We start from the raw sequence: 18,296 nt of genomic DNA, 5'->3' as shown, positions 1-18,296 counted from the left end.
ACCGCGCCATAAATGGCGAATACGTTTTGGCGTTATTTTCCGGCTGCCGGCAGCGGCGGCCGTTATCGGGCGTTAACCGTGGGCGAGAAAGCCGCCGGCGACCAGTTCGGTACGGTTCACCACGTCGGTTTTGGCGAAAATGTTGCGCATATGGGTTTTCACCGTGGACAGCGAAATGCCCAGCTTCAGGGCGATGCGCTTATTGCTGGCGCCTTCGCGCACCAGGTTGACGATCTCTTGTTCCTTGGCGGTCAGCAGCTGCGCCTCGCTGTCGGGCAGCAGATCGCGCGTCGCCAGCTCGATCAGCGGCAGCACCGCGCGCAGGCGGCCGCGCTCCAATTCGGTAAACGGCGTATCGCGGATCAACGACACCCCGGCGACGATGCGTTTGCGTTGGCGAATGAAAATCTCCGTCATGTCGCGCATGTCGTTCGGCAGCATAAAGTCGTGGTAATAGCGGCGATTGTCGGCGATCGCCGCCGGACTCATGCCGACCATGGTGATGTCTTGCCGATGGAAGTTGGCCGGCTGCAGCGGGTCTATTTGCTGGAAGTGGTTCAGGTATTGCTGATGCGTTTTATCGGGCATACCGTGCAGGATGTAGTGATCCGGCCGCAGGTCGCGATCGACCAGATAAAACACCCCGGCGGACACCGGGATCAGGTGCGTGATGGTCGCCAAACAACTGTTGATAAAGGCATCGGATGCTGTGCTGTGCATGATTCGTGTTCCTCCCTTTATCGTTCAATCTGGAGAATGTTGGCGGTCAATATATGAACGATACAAGCATAGTTGTAGCAATTTAGCAACACAATAAAAACATATTAACAACGTGAGGCCGATTGCAATAAAACACAGAAATAACAAGATGACACTGCGTTAATCAGGGCTTTTTTGTTCGGATTTATCGCGATTTTCATTAATAGGTTAATGAAATAATTCGACGTTTTTCCCGCTGAATTTACAGCGCTTTTCAACGCCTGCCCGGGGGAGGCCCTCGCCGCTGCGCGCGTGCTACAGCCGACGTCGCTTCCGCTGCCCCTCGTTCTTAAGAACGATAGCCAGGCTTTTCCGCCGTTGCGCATTGAAGATAGCGCCAGTCGGCGCCAAACGTATAAGACGAAAAAATGATGACCTTGCTTGGGCTGAGCCGATCCGCTTCATGCTGAGCGAGCGCGCCGCCGTGAGCGCGGCCGCAGGTTGAAACCGTCTCGTCCTTAAGGACGATAGTCAGCATTTTCCTTTCCTCTCTATAGTGAGATGACCGCCGCTGGCGGTGAAAAACCTGCAAGCACCTGCATGCATCAGGCCAAAACTATAAGAGGAAATAACCATGAACCTGTCGTCGCGGTTGCACGCCCACCTGGCTCGAGGCAAGGTCGGCTTTCCCACCACCCTGGCCAGTTCGGTCGGGGTGATCATGGCCAGCCCGGTGATCCTGACCGTTACCAGCGGCTTTGGCATCGGCGGCGACACCTTCGCGCTGGCGATGCTGATCGCTTTCGTCATGATGCAGGCGCAGCTCACCACCTTCTCCGAAGCGGCGGCGCTGCTGCCGACCTCCGGTTCCGTTTACGACTACATTTCCTGCGGCATGGGGCGCTTTTTCGCCATCACCGGCGCGCTGTCGGCCTACCTGATCGTGCATATCTTCGCCGGCACCGCCGAGACCATTCTCTCCGGCATTATGGCGCTGGTGAACTTCGAACACCTCAACACCCTGATGGAAAGCCACAACGCCTCCTGGATGGTCGGCGTCGGGCTGGTTGTCGTGTTCGGCATGCTCAACGCGTTCGGTATCGAGGCCTTCGGCAAGGCGGAGATCGTGCTGACCTTCGCCATGTGGAGCACGCTGGTGATTTTTGGCATCGTCGGGCTGCTGTCGCCGCATGCGGTGCCGCTCGAAGGCTGGTTCGGCAGCACGTTGAACCTGAACGATCCGTTCGCGGTGTTCAGCCTGATCGGCATGGCGATGTTCATGTTCGTCGGCTGCGAGCTGGTGACGCCGATGGCGCCGGAGATCAAACGCTGCGATCGGGTGATCCCGCGCGCGATGGCGCTCGGGCTGTGCGGCGTGGCGGTGTGCATGGCGCTGTACGGCGCGGCGCTCAGCCACCAGGTGGAAAACGTGGTGATCGACGCCGCCAGCGGCACGCGCCTGCTGGAAACGCCGATGGCCATCCCGGCGTTCGCCGGCCAGGTGATGGGCCAGTTCGGCAAGTACTGGTTGGGCGTCGGCCTGCTGCTGGCGGGCGCGGCAACCATCAACACGCTGATGGCGGCGGTGCCGCGCATTCTGTACGGCATGGCGCTGGACGGCGCGCTGCCGCGCATGTTCGCCTATCTGCACCCGCGCTTTAAGACGCCGGTGGTCGGCATTCTGGTGGCGGTCTTGATCCCCTGCGTACATGCCTTCGCCATTCAGGGCAACCTCGACAAGATCATTCCGCTGGTGCTGGCGGCGGTGTGCGCCTGGGGCGTGGCCTACCTGCTGGTGACTTGCTCGGTGGTGCTGCTGCGCCTGCGCCGCCCCGATCTGCCGCGCGCCTATAAATCGCCGTGGTTCCCGCTGCCGCAGATCGTCTCCAGCGTCGGCATCGTGCTGGCCATCGTTTACATCACACCGCCGGGGATGAATCCGCGCGACGTCTACATTCCCTTCGGCTGGATGATCGGCCTGACCGCCGCCTATGCGCTGTTCTGGACGCTGTGCGTGCAGAAAGTGAATCCGTTTAAGCCGGTGCCGGTCGAGCAGGTGCTGGAGAACGCGTTCGCCAAGGGCGAAAACGAGGAGGCGCAGTTTGATCGGCTTACTTCCCTCACTTAATCGCGCCTGGCGGCGAGCGCCGTCGGGCTATCGGCCGGGCGCCGCGCTGGATCGTCTGGCGCGCAACCTGGAGCCCTATACGTGCGAACGCCTGGCGCCGGGTCTGCTGCGGCTGACGCTGCCGCAGGGGCCGCAGATCGAGGTCAGCGAACAGGTGCAGGGGCTGTTTCTGGCGCATATCGTCAGCCACCGCTTTCGGTTGCAGGGCACGTGCACAGCGCAGCCTCCGCTGACGCTGGACGTGGTGACCGGCGGCTGGCTGCGGCGGCGCGGAGTGCGCTATCTGCTGCGCCAGCGCCATGCGGCCGCGCAGCGGCTGTTGGACGGTCTGCTGCGCTACCCGCAGATCGGTGAGACGCTGGCGCAGCTGGATTTTCGCCGCGTGCGGCTGACGGTGAACGACGGGCGCTGGCAGGCGGATATCGAGCATTTCGCCGCCTCGGAGGTGGTCAGCCGCGTGCCGGCCGGCCGCCGCTATCTGCGGCTGGATGCCGAACAGCGGCGGTTGCTGTTGAGCAGCCTGCTGATGATCGGCCAACTGATGGAGAAGCTGAATCATGAATAGAGTGGTTGTGATTACCGGCGGCGGCACCGGCGTCGGCGCCGCCTGCGCCCGTTTGCTGGCGGCGCAGGGCGATCGGGTGTTCATCATCGGCCGCCGCCCGGAACCGCTGGCGGCGCTGGCGCAAGAGATCGGCGCGCAGGCGCTGGTGGGCGACGCCGCCAGCGGCGAGAGCTGGGCCCACACGCTGCTGCCGGCCATTCTGCGCGACGCCGGGCGCATCGACTGCCTGATCGGCAGCGCCGGCGGCATGGGCTTCAAGCGCATTACCGAGATGACCGACGCGCAGTGGCAAGGGGCGATGGACAGCAACCTCAACAGCGCTTTCGCCAGCGCGCGCGCCTGCCTGCCGGAGCTGATTAAAAGCGGCGGCAACCTGCTGTTCGTGGCCTCGATCGCTTCGCTGGCCGCCGGGCCGGAGGTCTGCGGCTACGTCACCGCCAAGCACGCGCTGATCGGCCTGATGCGCTCCATCGCCCGCGACTATGGCCCGCTGGGCGTGCGCGCCAACGCGGTGTGCCCGGGCTGGGTGACCACGCCGATGGCGGACGAAGAGATGCAGCTGTTGATGGACGCCCATCAGATTTCGCTGGAACAGGCTTACCAGATGGTCTGCCGCGACGTGCCGCTGCGCCGGCCGGCCAGCGCCGAGGAGATCGCCCGCGTCTGCCGTTTCCTCTGTTCCAGCGAAGCCTCAATCATTACCGGCGCGACGCTGGTGGCCGACGGCGGTTCCACCATTGTCGATGTGCCGACCCTGGCTTTCACTTCCCTGTAAGGAGCATTCCATGAGTTCAGAAGCGGTATTCATTCAGGTTGGCGCGCTGGCGGAAGGCTTTGCGCCGCACAGCAATACGCTGGAACGCCAGCACGGTCTGGCGGGCACCACGCTGACGCTGCGTTTCAGCGACGGCGCGACGCAGCGCTGTCGGTTTACCGATGCGCAGACTCTGGAGTGGGGAGCGCGGCGCGGTATCGCCTATCGCGCCACCAGCATTCGCCCCGGCGTGTTGTTCATCGATTTTCTCGATCCCGCCCGCGCCAACGCCAGCATTACGCTGGTATGCGACCGCAATCAGGGCAACTTCACTGCGGTATACGGCCAGTTGCCGGACGAAGCGCAGGCGCGGCTCGACGCCTTCAGCCGGGTGGAGCAGGGGCTGCCGCTGACCGCGGTCGAGGCCGAATTCCGCTTCGGCACGCTGGATGACGCCGACGCGGCGCCGCCGGGCTTTACCGATGAGCTGATCGGCATGCGCAACATGTACACCTACAGCCCGACCGAACGGTACGAGCACATCTACCTGAACGACAACTTCTACGCCTGGCAGTGTCTGGACGGAGTGGAGAAGGGGCTGGCGGACGTCGATCGCTGCCACTACGTGAAGGTGGCGGAGCAGCTTTATCTGTTCGTCTGGCGCGAGAAGATCATTCCGACGCTGGGCGTGGTGATGATCGATCTGCAGGGCATGCGCACCGACGGCAAGATCCTCGGTTATCAGGGCAGCGATTTCAGCGCGCTGAGCAACTTTGCGGTCGGTGCCCACGCGCAGGTGCTGAACACCACGCGCCACCCGCGAGGATAGGCCGATGAGCGCAACCTATGCGGCCGGCGCCTTCGCCGGGCAGGCGGTGCTGGTGACCGGCGGCGCGCAGGGCATTGGGCTGGCGATCGTCAGCGCCTTTGCCCGGCTGGGCGCCGAGGTGACGATCGCGGACGTGCAGCTGCCGCAGGCGCAGGCGGCGGCGCAAACGCTGCGGGGCGAAGGGTGGAACGTACAGGCGCTGGCCTGCGATCTGGCCGAGCCGGGGCAGATTGCCGAGTTGGTGGCGGCGGTGGGCGAGCGGCACCAACGGCTGGACGTGGTGATCCACAACGCCGCCTATTTTCCGCTGACGCCGTTCGCCGCCATCGACGCGGCCCTGTTGCAACGCACGCTGAGCGTCAATCTGATGGCGCCGTTCTTTCTGGCGCAGGCGGCGCTGCCGTGGATGCGCCGCGCCGGCGGCGGCAGCCTGCTGGTGACCTCGTCGGTGACCGGCCCGCGGGTGGCGTATCCGGGGCTGGCGCATTACGCCGCTTCCAAGGCCGGGGTAAACGGCTTTATTCGCGCGGCGGCGCTGGAGTTGGCGGCGGAGAACATTCGCGTCAACGGCGTGGAGCCGGGGATGATCCGCACGCCGGCGATGGCCAACCTGGGCGACGCGCAGGTGAATCAGGCGATCGCCGCCGCGGTGCCGCTCGGGCGGCTGGGGGAACCGGAAGACATCGCCGCGGCGATGGTGTTTCTCGCCTCGCCGGCGGCGGCCTACATCACCGGCCAGACGCTGGTGGTGGACGGCGGCGCGCTGTTGCCGGAAACGAATGCTCTGCTTACTTGACGTAGCCACGCACCCCAGTCGCTTACTTGAGTAAGCGACTGGGGATTTACGCCTTGGCCGCCTGGCTGCAACGCCAATTAATGTGAGAATTCCGGTTGGTTAAATCACTTCTTGGCGGGATGCGCGGTGACGTTGGCGGGCAGGCTGTCGCCCAGGGTGATCAGCTCGTCCAGCAACGTCATCAGCTGGTCCATTTTTTGCCGTGAAAAGGCGGCTTCAATCTCGGCGTAGCCTTGTTCCACCTGATGGCGCGCCACTTCATACAGCTCCTGACCCTGCTGGGTCAGCGACACGTACAGCTTGCGCTGATCGTTGACCGGTTTAAGGCGGAAGATCAGCTTATCGCGCTCCATGCGCGACAGAATGCCGGTCAGGCTGGGACGCAGGATGCAGGTTTCCGCCGCCAGTTCGTGGAATTCGATCGAACGGCTGTTGGCCAGCACGCGGATGATGCGCCACTGCTGCTCGGTGAGATTGTGGCTTTTCAGGATCGGGCGGAAGAACCCCATGGCGGTTTCACGCGCCTGCAGCAGGGCGATGGTTAACGATTCATGCATAAGTTTGGCCTTAGCTATCAAGGTGTTCGTTGTTACGGCGCTCGTTATGGGGGCGCCTGCCCCGCAAAGCCCGATTTTGTTAATAACTTAATAGTAGCCAAAGTTACCCGTAGGGATAAAGCAAAAATGCGAGGCGCAGCTAAAAATGGCGTGAAAAATGGTTAATGCATTGAATAATCACGCTAATGTTCGTAATTTGTGAATATTTTGTTATCACGATCACAAATCACTCCAAGCGCGTTGCGTAAAAGCTGCACAGCGTATAAAAGTAATCATTAATATATTAATGAATGCCGGTTGTCATGTTTTTGCCATTGGAGGAGTTCGCATGAAAGGCACCGTATTTTCCGTTGCGCTGAACCACCGCAGCCAACTGGACGCCTGGGATCAGGCGTTTCACCAGCCGCCGTATCAAACCCCGCCCAAAACCCCGGTGTGGTTTATCAAACCGCGCAATACCCACCTCGCCAACGGCGGGGCGATCCCGTTTCCGGCCGGTGAAACCGTGCAGAGCGGCGGCACGCTGGCGGTGATCATCGGCGACACCGCGCGCAAGGTGCCGGCGGCGCAGGTGAGCCGTTATCTGGCCGGTTACGCGCTGGCCAACGACGTCAGCCTGCCGGAGAGCAGCTTCTATCGCCCGGCGATCAAGGCCAAATGCCGCGACGGCTTCTGCCCGCTGGGGGAGATGGGGCAGTTGGAGAACGCCGATCGGCTGGAGATCGTCACCGAGATCAACGGCGTGGAGCAGGATCGCTGGTCCACCGCCGATCTGGTGCGCTCGGTACCTGAGCTGATCGCCGCCATCAGCGATTTCATCACCCTGCAGCCGGGCGATGCGGTGCTGATAGGCACCCCGCACCAGCGGGTGGCGATCAAACCGGGGGATGAGGTGACGGTGCGCGCCGCCGGCCTGCCCACGTTGACCAACCGCGTCACTCAGGCAGGAGCCGCATCATGAAACATGCCCGTATTCGCCATCATGGCCAGATCGTCAACGTTCAGGTAGACGACCAGCTGCGCGTCACGCTGCCGAACGGCGAGGTGCTGCAGGAGCGTGAAGTGGAATGGCTGCCGCCGGCGCAGGGCACGGTGTTCGCCCTGGGGCTGAACTATGCCGACCACGCCAGCGAGCTGGAATTTAAAGCACCGGAAGAGCCGCTGGTGTTCCTCAAGGCGCCGAACACCCTGACCGGCCACCGTCAGGTGTCGGTGCGTCCGGCCGGCGTGGAGTACATGCATTACGAAGCCGAGCTGGTGGCGGTGATCGGCAAGACCGCGCGCAACGTCAGCCGCGAGCGCGCCATGGAGTATGTGGCGGGTTACACCCTGTGCAACGACTACGCCATCCGCGACTACCTGGAGAACTACTACCGGCCGAATCTGCGGGTGAAGAGCCGCGACACCCTGACGCCGATCGGGCCGTATATCGTCGATCGCGACGACGTCGCCGATCCGCACCGCCTGGCGCTCAGCACCTACGTCAACGGTGAGCTGCGCCAGCGCGGCAGCACCGCCGACATGATTTTCGACATTCCGTTCCTGATCGCCTACCTGAGCGAATTCATGACGCTGCAGCCGGGCGACATGATCGCCACCGGCACGCCGAAAGGGCTGGCCGACGTGCAGCCGGGCGACGAAGTGGTGGTGGAGATCGAAGGCATCGGCCGTTTGGTTAACCACATTATCAGTGAAAAAGATTACGAGGAGAGCCTGCGATGAAAACCATCAACCACTGGATCAACGGCAAGAACGTCGCCAGCAAAGAGTATTTCACCACCACCAACCCGGCGAACGGCGAGGTGCTGGCGGAAGTGGCCTCCGGCGGCCAGCTGGAGATAGACCAGGCGGTGGCCGCAGCGAAAGAGGCGTTCCCCAAGTGGGCGAATACGCCGATGAAAGAGCGCGCGCGCCTGATGCGCCGTTTGGGTGAACTGATCGACCAGAACGTGCCGCAGATCGCAGAAATGGAAACCGCCGATACCGGTCTGCCTATCCATCAGACCAAAAACGTGCTGATCCCGCGCGCCTCGCACAACTTCGAATTTTTCGCCGAGGTGTGCCAGCAGATGAACGGCAAGACCTACCCGGTGGACGACAAGATGCTCAACTACACGCTGGTGCAGCCGGTGGGGGTATGCGCGCTGGTGTCGCCGTGGAACGTGCCGTTCATGACCGCCACCTGGAAAACCGCGCCTTGCCTGGCGCTGGGCAACACGGCGGTGCTGAAAATGTCCGAACTGTCGCCGCTGACCGCTGATCGCCTGGGCGAGCTGGCGCTGGAAGCCGGCATTCCGGCCGGGGTGCTGAACGTGGTGCAGGGCTACGGCGCCACCGCCGGCGACGCATTGGTGCGCCATAAAGACGTGCGCGCGGTCTCCTTCACCGGCGGCACCGCCACCGGCCGGCGCATCATCGAAAGCGCCGGGCTGAAGAAATTCTCCATGGAGCTCGGCGGCAAGTCGCCGGTGCTGATCTTTGAAGACGCCGACATCGAGCGGGCGCTCGACGCCGCGCTGTTCACCATCTTCTCGATCAACGGCGAACGCTGCACCGCCGGTTCGCGCATCTTCATTCAGGAGAGCATCTACCCGGAATTCGTCAAACGTTTCGCCGAGCGCGCCAACCGTCTGCGCGTCGGCGATCCGCAAGATCCCAACACCCAGGTGGGCGCGTTGATCAGCCCGCAGCACTGGGAAAAAGTCTCCGGCTATATCCGCCTCGGGGTGGAGGAAGGGGCGACCCTGTTGGCCGGCGGCCCGGATAAACCGGCTGGCTTGAGCCACGGCAACTTCCTGCGCCCGACGGTGCTGGCGGATGTCGACAACCGGATGCGCGTGGCGCAGGAGGAGATCTTCGGGCCGGTGGCCTGCCTGCTGCCGTTCAAATCAGAAGAAGACGGCCTGCGCATGGCCAACGACGTGGAGTACGGCCTGGCGTCGTACATCTGGACGCAGGATGTGAGCAAGGTTCTGCGCCTGGCCCGCGGCATCGAAGCGGGCATGGTTTTCGTCAACACCCAAAACGTACGCGATCTGCGCCAACCGTTCGGCGGCGTGAAAGCCTCCGGCACCGGCCGCGAAGGCGGGGAATACAGCTTCGAAGTGTTCGCCGAAATGAAGAACGTGTGCATTTCCATGGGTGATCACCCGATCCCACGCTGGGGCGTTTAATCAGGCCCCGGCATCGTTCACGGAATCATTTTTGTTTCATGTGAGGACTTATGGGTAAGTTAGCGTTAGCCGCCAAGATTACACATGTGCCATCGATGTATCTGTCGGAAATCCCTGGGAAAAACTTTGGCTGCCGGCAGGCGGCCATCGACGGCCATAAAGAGATCGGCGCGCGTTGCCGCGAGATGGGCGTCGACACCATCGTGGTGTTCGACACCCACTGGCTGGTGAACAGCGCCTATCACATCAACTGCAGCGCGCATTTCTCCGGCGTGTACACCAGCAACGAGCTGCCGCATTTCATCCGCGACATGACTTACGACTACGACGGCAACCCGGCGCTGGGCCAGCTGATCGCCGATGAGGCCTGCAAGCGGGGCGTACGCGCCAAGGCGCACGACATCCCGAGCCTGAAGCTGGAATACGGCACGCTGGTGCCGATGCGTTACATGAACGCCGACAAGCATTTCAAGGTGGTGTCGATCTCGGCGTTTTGCACCGTGCATGACTTCGCCGACAGCCGCCGGCTGGGCGAGGCGCTCAAAAGCGCCATAGAAAAATACGACGGCACCGTGGCGGTACTGGCCAGCGGCTCGCTGTCGCACCGCTTTATCGACGATCAGCGCGCCGAAGAGGGCATGAACAGCTACACCCGTCAGTTCGACCAGCAAATGGACGAACGGGTGGTCAAGCTCTGGGAAGAGGGGCGCTTTCGCGAGTTCTGCGAAATGCTGCCGGAGTATGCCGATTATTGCTACGGCGAAGGCAACATGCACGACACCGTGATGCTGCTGGGCCTGCTCGGCTGGGGCAAGTACGACGGCAAGGTGGAGTTCATCACCCCGCTGTTCGCCAGTTCCGGCACCGGGCAGGTCAACGCCGTGTTCCCTTTGCCCGCTGAAGCCTGAGGTGTGTGAATGCCCCATTTTTACGCTGAATGTACCGACAACATCCGCCGCGAGGCGGATTTGCCCACCCTGTTCGCCAAGGTCAACGAGGCGCTGGCGGCGACCGGCATCTTCCCGCTGGCCGGCGTGCGCAGCCGGGCCATCTGGCTCGATACCTGGCAGATGGCCGACGGCAAGCAGGATTACGCCTTCGTGCACATGACGCTGAAGATCGGCCACGGCCGCAGTCTGGAAAGCCGTCAGCAGGTGGGCGAGATGCTGTTTGCGCTGATCAAGGAACACTTCGCCGCGCTGATGGCGCAGCGTTACCTGGCGCTCTCTTTCACCATGGAAGAGCTGGATCCGGTGCTGAATTACAAACAGAACAATGTCCACGCGCTGTTCAATAAAGCGTGAATAAGGGGTCGTAAATGCTGGATAAAGAGCAGGTTAACCGCGCCGTGCAGCGCCTGCATCAGGCGGAAAAGAGTCGTGAGCAGATCCGCGCGCTGTCGCTCGATCATCCCGAGATCACCATCGAAGACGCCTACGCCATTCAGCGGCAGTGGGTGGCGCTGAAGATCGCCGAGGGGCGCGCGCTCAAAGGCCACAAGATCGGCCTGACGTCGCGCGCCATGCAGGTCAGCTCGCAGATCACCGAACCGGACTACGGCGCGCTGCTGGACGACATGTTCTTCAACGACGGCAGCGATATTCCGATCGATCGTTTCATCGTGCCGCGGGTGGAGGTGGAGCTGGCGTTCGTGCTGGCCAAGCCGCTGCGCGGGCCGAACTGCACGCTGTTCGACGTCTACAACGCCACCGACTACGTCATTCCGGCGCTGGAGATCATCGACGCGCGCAGCCACAACGTCGATCCCGAGACGCAGCGGCCGCGCAAGGTGTTCGACACCATCTCCGACAACGCCGCCAACGCCGGGGTGGTGATGGGTGGGCGGCCGATCAAGCCGGATGCGCTGGATCTGCGTTGGATCTCTGCGCTGCTGTACCGCAACGGCGTGATTGAAGAGTCCGGCGTGGCGGCGGCGGTGCTCAATCATCCGGCCAACGGCGTGGCCTGGCTGGCCAACAAGCTGGCGCCGTATGAGGTGGAGCTGGAAGCGGGGCAGGTGATCCTCGGCGGTTCTTTCACCCGGCCGGTGCCGGCGCGGCGCGGCGATACTTTCCACGTCGATTACGGCCCGATGGGCTGCATCAGCTGCCGCTTCGTCTAATAAGCAGGCTCGGCGAACCGAGCCGCAATAACCGGGCGGGGGCCGCGTGCCGCGCCCGCTTGTCAGGGAGAATGCGATGTTAACCAACCACTTCAAGCGAGCGCTGCAGGAAAAACGCCCGCAGATCGGGCTGTGGCTCGGGCTGTGCAGCAGCTACAGTGCCGAACTGTTGGCCGGCGCCGGTTTCGACTGGCTGCTGATCGACGGCGAACATGCGCCCAACAACGTGCAGACGGTGCTGGGGCAGCTGCAGGCGGTCGCCCCTTACCCGAGCCAGCCGGTGGTGCGGCCGCCGTGGAACGACGCGGTGATCATCAAGCAGTTGCTGGATGTCGGCGCGCAAACCTTATTGATCCCAATGATTCAGAACGCCGAACAGGCGCGCGACGCGGTGCGCGCCACGCGCTATCCGCCGCATGGCGTGCGCGGCGTCGGCAGTGCCCTGGCGCGCGCCTCGCGCTGGAACCGGGTGCCCGATTACCTGCAGCAGGCCGACGAGCAGATGTGCGTGCTGGTGCAGATTGAAACCCGCGAGGCGGTGAAAAACCTGGAGGCGATCCTGCAGGTGGAAGGGGTGGACGGCGTGTTTATCGGCCCGGCGGATCTCAGCGCCGACATGGGCTTCGCCGGCAATCCGCAGCATCCGGAGGTGCAGCGCACCATCGATGACGCCATTGCGCGCATCCGCGCCGCCGGCAAGGCGCCGGGCATTTTGATGGCCAACAAGGCGCTGGCGCAGCGCTATCTGGAAGCCGGCGCGCTGTTCGTCGCGGTAGGGGTGGATACCACCCTGCTGGCGCGGGCGGCGGAAGCCCTGGCGAACGAGTTCAAACAGGGCGGGGCGCAAGCGCCTTCATCGGGAGTCTACTGAACCATGAACCACGTCGATTCGCTGCCGCCGGCCAACCCGGCGCAGCAACATAAAGCGTTAACCGCCGCCGAGCAATCGGTGATTAAAAAGTTGTTTCGGCGCCTGATTATTTTCCTGTTCGTGTTGTTTGTTTTCTCTTTCCTCGACCGCATCAACATCGGTTTCGCCGGGCTGACGATGGGCAAGGATCTCGGCCTCAGCTCGACCATGTTCGGGCTGGCGGCGACGCTGTTCTACGCCACCTACGTGATCTTCGGCATTCCGAGCAACATGATGCTGAGCCGGGTCGGCGCGCGACGCTGGATCGCCACCATCATGGTGCTGTGGGGCATCGCCTCCACCTGCACGATGTTCGCCACCGGGCCGACCAGCCTGTATGTGCTGCGCATGATCGTCGGCATCACCGAGGCCGGCTTCCTGCCGGGCATTCTGGTGTACCTCACCTACTGGTTCCCGGCGTTTTACCGCGCCCGGGCCAACGCCTTGTTCATGATCGCCATGCCGGTGACCATGGCGATCGGTTCGCTGGTCTCCGGCTATATTCTGGCGCTGGACGGGGTGATGAACCTGAAGGGCTGGCAGTGGCTGTTCCTGTTGGAAGGGATCCCGTCGGTATTGTTGGGCGTGGTGGTGTGGTTCTACCTCGACGACACCCCGGCCAAGGCCAAGTGGCTGACCGACGAGGAAAAAGCCAGCCTGAAGGCGATGATGGAGGCCGACAAGCTACAGCTGGTGCAACCCAACGGGCCGAGCAGCCACCGCGCGCTGCAGCAGCGCAGCCTGTGGCGCGAGATCTTCACGCCGATCGTGCTGATGTACACGCTGGCCTATTTCTGTCTGACCAACACTCTGAGCGCGATCAACATCTGGACGCCGCAGATCCTGCAGAGCTTCAACCAGGGCAGCAGCAACGTGACGATCGGCATTCTGGCGGCGATCCCGCAGATCTGCACCATCGCCGGCATGGTGTGGTGGAGCAAACGATCCGACAGGCTGCAGGAGCGTAAGCATCACACCGCGCTGCCGTACCTGTTCGCCGCCGCCGGCTGGCTATTGGCTTCCGCCACCGATCACAGCCTGATCCAACTGCTGGGGATCGTGATGGCGTCGGTCGGTTCCTTTACCGCCATGGCGATCTTCTGGACCACGCCGGATCAGTCGATCAGCCTGGAAGCGCGGGCGGTGGGGATCGCCGTGATCAACGCCACCGGCAATATCGGATCGGCGCTCAGCCCGCTGTTGATAGGCTGGTTCAAGGACATGACCGGCAGCTTCAACTCCGGGCTGTATTTCGTTTCAGCGCTGTTGATCGTCGGCGCCGTGCTGGTGTGGCGCATTCCGATGAAGGATTCGCGCCCGAGAGCGACGCCTTGATACGCAGATAGGCAGGATTGCAGGAGGTAATGAGGTGCGGAAAAGTACCGGTTTTATCGCCAACATCGATATTTGCAAAGAGTATGACGCGCGCTACGCCGCCGACGAGGTGCACTACGAAACCTTCGCCGGGCTGGCGGCGTTCTTCGGCCGCGACATGCAGGTGCACTGGCACGACTGCTTCTTCCAGGTGCATTTTCTGGAGACCGGCAAGATAGAGCTGCAGCTCGACGATCAGCACTATTCGGTGCAGGCGCCGCTGTTCATCCTCACGCCACCGTCGGTGCCGCATGCGTTCTTTACCGAACCGGACAGCGACGGCCACGTGCTGACGGTGCGTCAGGAGCTGATTTGGCCGCTGCTGGAGCGCCTGTATCCCGGCAGCAATCTGGCGCTGGACATGCCGGGCATCTGCCTGTCGCTGGCCGATGCGCCGCAGGAGCTGACGGCGCTCAGCCACTATTGGGCGCTGATCCGCCGCGAGTTCGCGCAGAACCTGGCCGGGCGCGAACAGACGCTGGCGCTGTTGGCGCAGGCGGTGTTCACGCTGCTGCTGCGCAACACCGCGCTGGAAGACAGCGCCAACAGCGGCGTGCGCGGCGAACTGCAGCTGTTTCAACGCTTCAACAAGATGGTGGACGAGCGTTTCCGCGAGCATCTGCCGGTGCCGGAGTATGCGCAGGCGTTGGGCGTGACCGAATCGCGGCTCAACGACCTGTGTCGGCGCTTCGCCAACCGGCCGCCCAAGCGGCTGATCTTCGATCGATTGCTGCGCGAGGCCAAGCGCATGCTGCTGTTCAGCGCCTGCACGGTGCATGAAACCGCCTACAGCCTCGGCTTCAAGGATCCGGCCTATTTCGCCCGTTTTTTCAATCGGCTGGAAGGCTGTTCCCCTTCAACCTACCGCGCGGCGCAACACGCCCTTTCGTAACCGCGATCACAGTTTGCCGCGAAAGCGGCAAACTGACCTGAAAAGTACCGGCGATTGCCGCAAAAGTCTCTTCTCGAAACCGGCTTTGGCAGCTTCAATTAAGCAACCAAAAGAAAACATTATTTTAACAAATGGCCGACTCCACGGCCTGAAAAATGCCGATTACGAGGAAGACCCGATGAAACCAGAAGACTTTCGTGCCGACAGCAAGCGTCCGTTCACCGGCGCCGAGTACCTGAAAAGTTTGCAGGACAGCCGTGAAATATACATTTACGGCGAACGCGTAAAAGACGTCACCACCCATCCGGCGTTCCGCAATGCGGCGGCCTCGGTCGGCCAGCTGTACGACGCGCTGCACGATCCGGCCAGCCAGGATCGCCTGTGCTGGAATACCGACACCGGCAACGGCGGTTACACCCACAAGTTCTTCCGCTATGCCCGCAGCCCGGAGGAGATGCGCCAGCAGCGTGACGCCATCGCCGACTGGTCGCGCCAAAGTTACGGCTGGATGGGGCGCACGCCGGATTATAAGGCGGCCTTCGGCTGCGCGCTGGGCGCTTATCCGGAGTTCTACGGCCAGTTCGCCGACAACGCGCGCCACTGGTACAAACGCATTCAGGAAACCGGGCTCTATTTCAACCACGCTATCGTCAACCCGCCGATCGATCGTCATAAGCCGGTCAACGAGGTGAAGGACGTCTACATTCAGGTGGAGAAAGAAACCGACGCCGGCATCATCGTCAGCGGCGCCAAAGTGGTGGCTACCAACTCGGCGTTGACCCACTACAACTTCATCGGCTTCGGTTCGGCGCAGGTGATGGGCGATAATCCGGACTTTGCGCTGATGTTCGTGGCGCCGATGGACGCCGAAGGGGTGAAGCTGATTTCGCGCGCCTCCTACGAGCTGGTGGCCGGCGCGACCGGTTCGCCGTTCGACTACCCGCTGACCAGCCGCTTCGACGAGAACGACGCGATCCTGATCATGGATCATGTGCTGATCCCGTGGGAAAACGTGCTGATCTACCGCGATTTCGACCGCTGCCGCCGCTGGAGCACCCAGGGCGGTTTCGCCCGGCTGTTCCCGCTGCAGGCCTGCGTGCGTCTGGCGGTGAAGATGGATTTCATCACCGCGCTGCTGCAAAAGAGCCTCTCGTGCACCGGCGTGCTGGAGTTCCGCGGCGTGCAGGCCGATCTGGGCGAAGTGGTGGCCTGGCGCAACCTGTTCTGGTCGCTGAGCGACGCGATGTGCGCCGAAGCCACGCAATGGGAAAACGGCGCCTACCTGCCGGATTCCGCCGCGCTGCAAACCTACCGCGTGATGGCGCCGATGGCCTACACCAAGGTGAAACACATCATCGAAAAGAACGTCACCAGCGGCCTGATCTACCTGCCGTCCAGCGTGCGCGACATGAACAACCCGGAGATCGACAAGTACCTGGCGCGCTACGTGCGCGGATCGGACGGCATGGATCACGTCGAGCGCATCAAGATCCTCAAACTGATGTGGGATGCGATCGGCAGCGAGTTCGGCGGGCGCCACGAGCTGTATGAGATCAACTACGCCGGCAGCCAGGATGAGATCCGCCTGCAGTGCCTGCGCCATGCGCAGGGATCCGGCAACATGGATCGCATGATGCAGATGGTCGACAAGTGCCTGGCCGATTACGATCAGCACGGCTGGAAGGTGCCGCACCTGCGGAACAATGACGATATTAATCAGTTGGATAATCTGCTGAAGTAATTCAGGAGGAGGTTGTATGTCTCAGGAAAATGAACAGCGGCTGCGCTTTCGCGACGCCATGGCCAGCCTGTCGGCGGCGGTGAATATCGTCACCACCGACGGCCCGGCGGGGCGCTGCGGCATCACCGCCACGGCGGTGTGTTCGGTGACCGATACGCCGCCGACGCTGCTGGTGTGCATCAACCGCAACAGCGCGATGAACCCGGTGTTTCAGGAAAACAGCAGGCTGTGCGTCAACGTGCTTAACCACGAGCAGGAGCTGATGGCGCGCCACTTCGCCGGCATGACCGGCGTCAGCATGGAAGATCGTTTCCGGCTGGAAGAGTGGCAGCTCGGCGCGCTGGGGCAGCCGGTGCTGCGCAATACCCTGGCCAGCCTGGAAGGGGAGATCGAGCAGATCCAGAGCATCGGCACCCACCAGATGTACCTGGTGCAGATCAAGCAGATCGCGCTGAGCGAAGCGGGCAACGGCCTGATCTACTTCAAGCGCAACTTCCATCCGGTGATTCATCAGATGGCGGTGCCGGCCTGACGCTTGGGGGCGCAGCCAGCTGCGCCCCTCATCTCAACTCTTGTTGGCCGCCAGATCGCTCACCAGGCGGTTGACCGGATCGCTCATGTTGGTGAACTTGCTCAGCTCCGAACGGGTCACCACCACGAACACCCCGACGTTTTTCGCCGGGATCATCGCCATGTAGGTGATGAATCCGCCGCCGCCGCCGGTCTTCTGAATGATGCCCGGCAGCCCGTCCTTCGGCGCCATATACACCCAGCCCAATCCCAATGCATCCGCTTGCCCCGGCACGTCCATGCCCTTCAGCGACACCAGATCGTGGCGCTGGAAGTACATGGTTTGCTCGCTGGCGGCGGTGGCTTTGCGCGGGCCGCTGGCACTGGAGGAGAGGAACTGCTGCATCCAGCGCTGCATGTCGCGCGGGGTGGAGTAGACGCCGCCGCTGCCGGCCGCGGCGGTGGTGTCGCGACAGGCGCTTGGGCCGGCCGCCGCCACCATCAGGCGCGAGCATTGTTCAGGGCTCGGCGTCAGCGTGGTGTCGACCATGCCGAGCGGTGCGGTGATTTTCTCTTTCAGCAGCGCGTTGTATGGCTTGCCCGCGGCGCGCGACAGCGCGTCGGCCAGCAGATCATAGGCCAGGTTGGAATACGCGGCGTGCACGCCCGGTGGCGTCGTGATGTTGGCATGCGCCAGCCACTGCCAGCGCTGGGCCTTGGTCGGCCAGGTGAACACCGGCGTTTTCGGCGGCTTCTTGCCCGGCTGCTCGCGCGGCAGCGCGCTGGTGTGGGTCGCCAGGTTCAATAAGGTGATCGGCTGGCCGGCGTTGTAAGCCGGCACATAGGCGCCCTTGGGGGCGTATTTGCGCAGCGGGTCGGTCAGCTTGACCTGGCCTTCCGCCGCCATCTTCACCATCACTTCGCTGGTCATCAGCTTGGTGATCGAGGCGATGCGGATCAGCGAATCCGGGCGCGGGCGCAGGTTGTTGCCGGGCTTGGTGTCGCCAAAGCTGCGGTTAACCACTTGATTGCCGTCGATCACCACCAGCGCCATGCCGGTGGCGCCGCTGTTGTAGAAAATATGTTCGGCATACTGGTCGACGATTTGCGAAGCCAGCTGCGGGGGCGCGGCCTGCACGGCCAGCGGCGCGGCGCACAGGCCCAGCGCCAGCAATAAAGCGGAGACAGAGTTCTTCAACGGTCGTTATCCATTTAACAATGCAGCGGGAAAGGGCGTTATTCGTCG

Annotated in this window: 20 protein-coding genes; 16 read left to right on the top strand and 4 right to left on the bottom strand. The window is 62.7% G+C overall.

Annotated elements, in window-relative coordinates; genetic code table 11:
- Positions 1–72: 72 nt before the first annotated feature.
- Together ACSBQV_RS14860 and ACSBQV_RS14855 are read right to left on the bottom strand one after the other, a co-directional pair.
- Positions 73–720 (bottom strand): helix-turn-helix transcriptional regulator, encoded by a 648-nt coding sequence (locus ACSBQV_RS14860; protein WP_033651375.1) that lies wholly within the window; start codon positions 718–720, stop codon positions 73–75.
- Positions 721–1,048: 328 nt separating this feature from the next.
- On the bottom strand, positions 1,049–1,237 hold the full coding sequence (locus tag ACSBQV_RS14855; RefSeq protein ID WP_099785657.1) for a hypothetical protein: 189 nt from the start codon (positions 1,235–1,237) through the stop codon (positions 1,049–1,051).
- A gap of 96 nt (positions 1,238–1,333) precedes the next feature.
- Here ACSBQV_RS14855 and ACSBQV_RS14850 point away from each other — a divergent pair, with 96 nt between their 5' ends.
- Genes ACSBQV_RS14850 through ACSBQV_RS14830 form a run of 5 tightly spaced genes read left to right on the top strand, consistent with a single transcriptional unit; the run spans position 1,334 to position 5,771 of the window.
- Positions 1,334–2,827, top strand: a complete 1,494-nt coding sequence (locus ACSBQV_RS14850) for an APC family permease (RefSeq protein ID WP_089192544.1) — start codon at positions 1,334–1,336, stop codon at positions 2,825–2,827.
- Positions 2,802–3,392 carry a DUF3156 family protein gene (locus ACSBQV_RS14845; RefSeq protein WP_099785655.1) on the top strand — a complete coding sequence of 197 codons (591 nt, stop codon included), beginning with the start codon at positions 2,802–2,804 and terminating at the stop codon, positions 3,390–3,392. Before ACSBQV_RS14850 ends, ACSBQV_RS14845 begins: the two co-directional genes overlap by 26 nt.
- Positions 3,385–4,167, top strand: coding sequence for an SDR family NAD(P)-dependent oxidoreductase (locus tag ACSBQV_RS14840; protein ID WP_099785653.1), 783 nt, complete (start codon positions 3,385–3,387; stop codon positions 4,165–4,167). Before ACSBQV_RS14845 ends, ACSBQV_RS14840 begins: the two co-directional genes overlap by 8 nt.
- A gap of 10 nt (positions 4,168–4,177) precedes the next feature.
- Entirely contained in the window at positions 4,178–4,975 is a 798-nt protein-coding gene (locus tag ACSBQV_RS14835) for a MoaF C-terminal domain-containing protein (protein WP_099785651.1), read from the top strand.
- Positions 4,976–4,979: 4 nt separating this feature from the next.
- The gene (locus tag ACSBQV_RS14830; protein WP_099785649.1) at positions 4,980–5,771 is read left to right on the top strand and encodes an SDR family oxidoreductase; all 792 of its coding nucleotides are present in this window, start codon (positions 4,980–4,982) and stop codon (positions 5,769–5,771) included.
- Positions 5,772–5,875: 104 nt separating this feature from the next.
- Here ACSBQV_RS14830 and hpaR read toward each other — a convergent pair whose 3' ends face one another.
- Complete coding sequence (hpaR, locus tag ACSBQV_RS14825; RefSeq protein ID WP_042783637.1) at positions 5,876–6,328, bottom strand: homoprotocatechuate degradation operon regulator HpaR; 453 nt, start codon at positions 6,326–6,328, stop codon at positions 5,876–5,878.
- A 328-nt stretch (positions 6,329–6,656) separates the two neighbouring features.
- On the opposite strand from hpaR, the gene ACSBQV_RS14820 reads away from it, so the two are divergent.
- From ACSBQV_RS14820 to hpaC, 11 genes are all read left to right on the top strand, one after another.
- Entirely contained in the window at positions 6,657–7,289 is a 633-nt protein-coding gene (locus tag ACSBQV_RS14820) for a fumarylacetoacetate hydrolase family protein (protein ID WP_033651368.1), read from the top strand.
- On the top strand, positions 7,286–8,050 hold the full coding sequence (locus ACSBQV_RS14815; RefSeq protein ID WP_016929192.1) for a fumarylacetoacetate hydrolase family protein: 765 nt from the start codon (positions 7,286–7,288) through the stop codon (positions 8,048–8,050). The genes ACSBQV_RS14820 and ACSBQV_RS14815 overlap by 4 nt, the downstream gene beginning before the upstream one ends.
- Positions 8,047–9,501, top strand: coding sequence for a 5-carboxymethyl-2-hydroxymuconate semialdehyde dehydrogenase (gene hpaE, locus ACSBQV_RS14810; RefSeq protein WP_033651367.1), 1,455 nt, complete (start codon positions 8,047–8,049; stop codon positions 9,499–9,501). The genes ACSBQV_RS14815 and hpaE overlap by 4 nt, the downstream gene beginning before the upstream one ends.
- A gap of 50 nt (positions 9,502–9,551) precedes the next feature.
- Positions 9,552–10,409: a 3,4-dihydroxyphenylacetate 2,3-dioxygenase gene (hpaD, locus tag ACSBQV_RS14805; protein WP_099785647.1), complete on the top strand. Its 858-nt coding sequence runs from the start codon at positions 9,552–9,554 to the stop codon at positions 10,407–10,409.
- A 9-nt stretch (positions 10,410–10,418) separates the two neighbouring features.
- Positions 10,419–10,805 (top strand): 5-carboxymethyl-2-hydroxymuconate Delta-isomerase, encoded by a 387-nt coding sequence (locus ACSBQV_RS14800; RefSeq protein WP_004933172.1) that lies wholly within the window; start codon positions 10,419–10,421, stop codon positions 10,803–10,805.
- A gap of 14 nt (positions 10,806–10,819) precedes the next feature.
- Complete coding sequence (gene hpaH, locus ACSBQV_RS14795) at positions 10,820–11,623, top strand: 2-oxo-hept-4-ene-1,7-dioate hydratase (RefSeq protein ID WP_033641768.1); 804 nt, start codon at positions 10,820–10,822, stop codon at positions 11,621–11,623.
- A gap of 76 nt (positions 11,624–11,699) precedes the next feature.
- A complete protein-coding gene (hpaI, locus tag ACSBQV_RS14790; RefSeq protein ID WP_033641769.1) occupies positions 11,700–12,494 on the top strand; it encodes a 4-hydroxy-2-oxoheptanedioate aldolase in 795 nt (264 codons plus the stop codon).
- A 3-nt stretch (positions 12,495–12,497) separates the two neighbouring features.
- Positions 12,498–13,868 carry a 4-hydroxyphenylacetate permease gene (gene hpaX, locus ACSBQV_RS14785; protein WP_021505400.1) on the top strand — a complete coding sequence of 457 codons (1,371 nt, stop codon included), beginning with the start codon at positions 12,498–12,500 and terminating at the stop codon, positions 13,866–13,868.
- Between the two features lie 34 nt (positions 13,869–13,902).
- Complete coding sequence (gene hpaA, locus ACSBQV_RS14780) at positions 13,903–14,799, top strand: 4-hydroxyphenylacetate catabolism regulatory protein HpaA (protein WP_004933161.1); 897 nt, start codon at positions 13,903–13,905, stop codon at positions 14,797–14,799.
- A 178-nt stretch (positions 14,800–14,977) separates the two neighbouring features.
- Positions 14,978–16,540 carry a 4-hydroxyphenylacetate 3-monooxygenase, oxygenase component gene (gene hpaB, locus ACSBQV_RS14775; protein ID WP_004933158.1) on the top strand — a complete coding sequence of 521 codons (1,563 nt, stop codon included), beginning with the start codon at positions 14,978–14,980 and terminating at the stop codon, positions 16,538–16,540.
- A 16-nt stretch (positions 16,541–16,556) separates the two neighbouring features.
- A complete protein-coding gene (gene hpaC / locus ACSBQV_RS14770) occupies positions 16,557–17,072 on the top strand; it encodes a 4-hydroxyphenylacetate 3-monooxygenase, reductase component (RefSeq protein WP_099785645.1) in 516 nt (171 codons plus the stop codon).
- Between the two features lie 33 nt (positions 17,073–17,105).
- Here the strand turns inward: hpaC and ampH are convergent, their stop codons facing one another.
- Positions 17,106–18,248 carry a D-alanyl-D-alanine-carboxypeptidase/endopeptidase AmpH gene (ampH, locus tag ACSBQV_RS14765; RefSeq protein WP_033651366.1) on the bottom strand — a complete coding sequence of 381 codons (1,143 nt, stop codon included), beginning with the start codon at positions 18,246–18,248 and terminating at the stop codon, positions 17,106–17,108.
- Positions 18,249–18,296 lie beyond the last annotated feature (48 nt).

It is taken from the genome of Serratia sp. B501, from assembly GCF_051172315.1.
Classification (GTDB): domain Bacteria; phylum Pseudomonadota; class Gammaproteobacteria; order Enterobacterales; family Enterobacteriaceae; genus Serratia; species Serratia ureilytica.
Note: the sequence above shows the minus strand (reverse complement) of the source record. Positions and strands in the feature narration are given on the sequence as shown.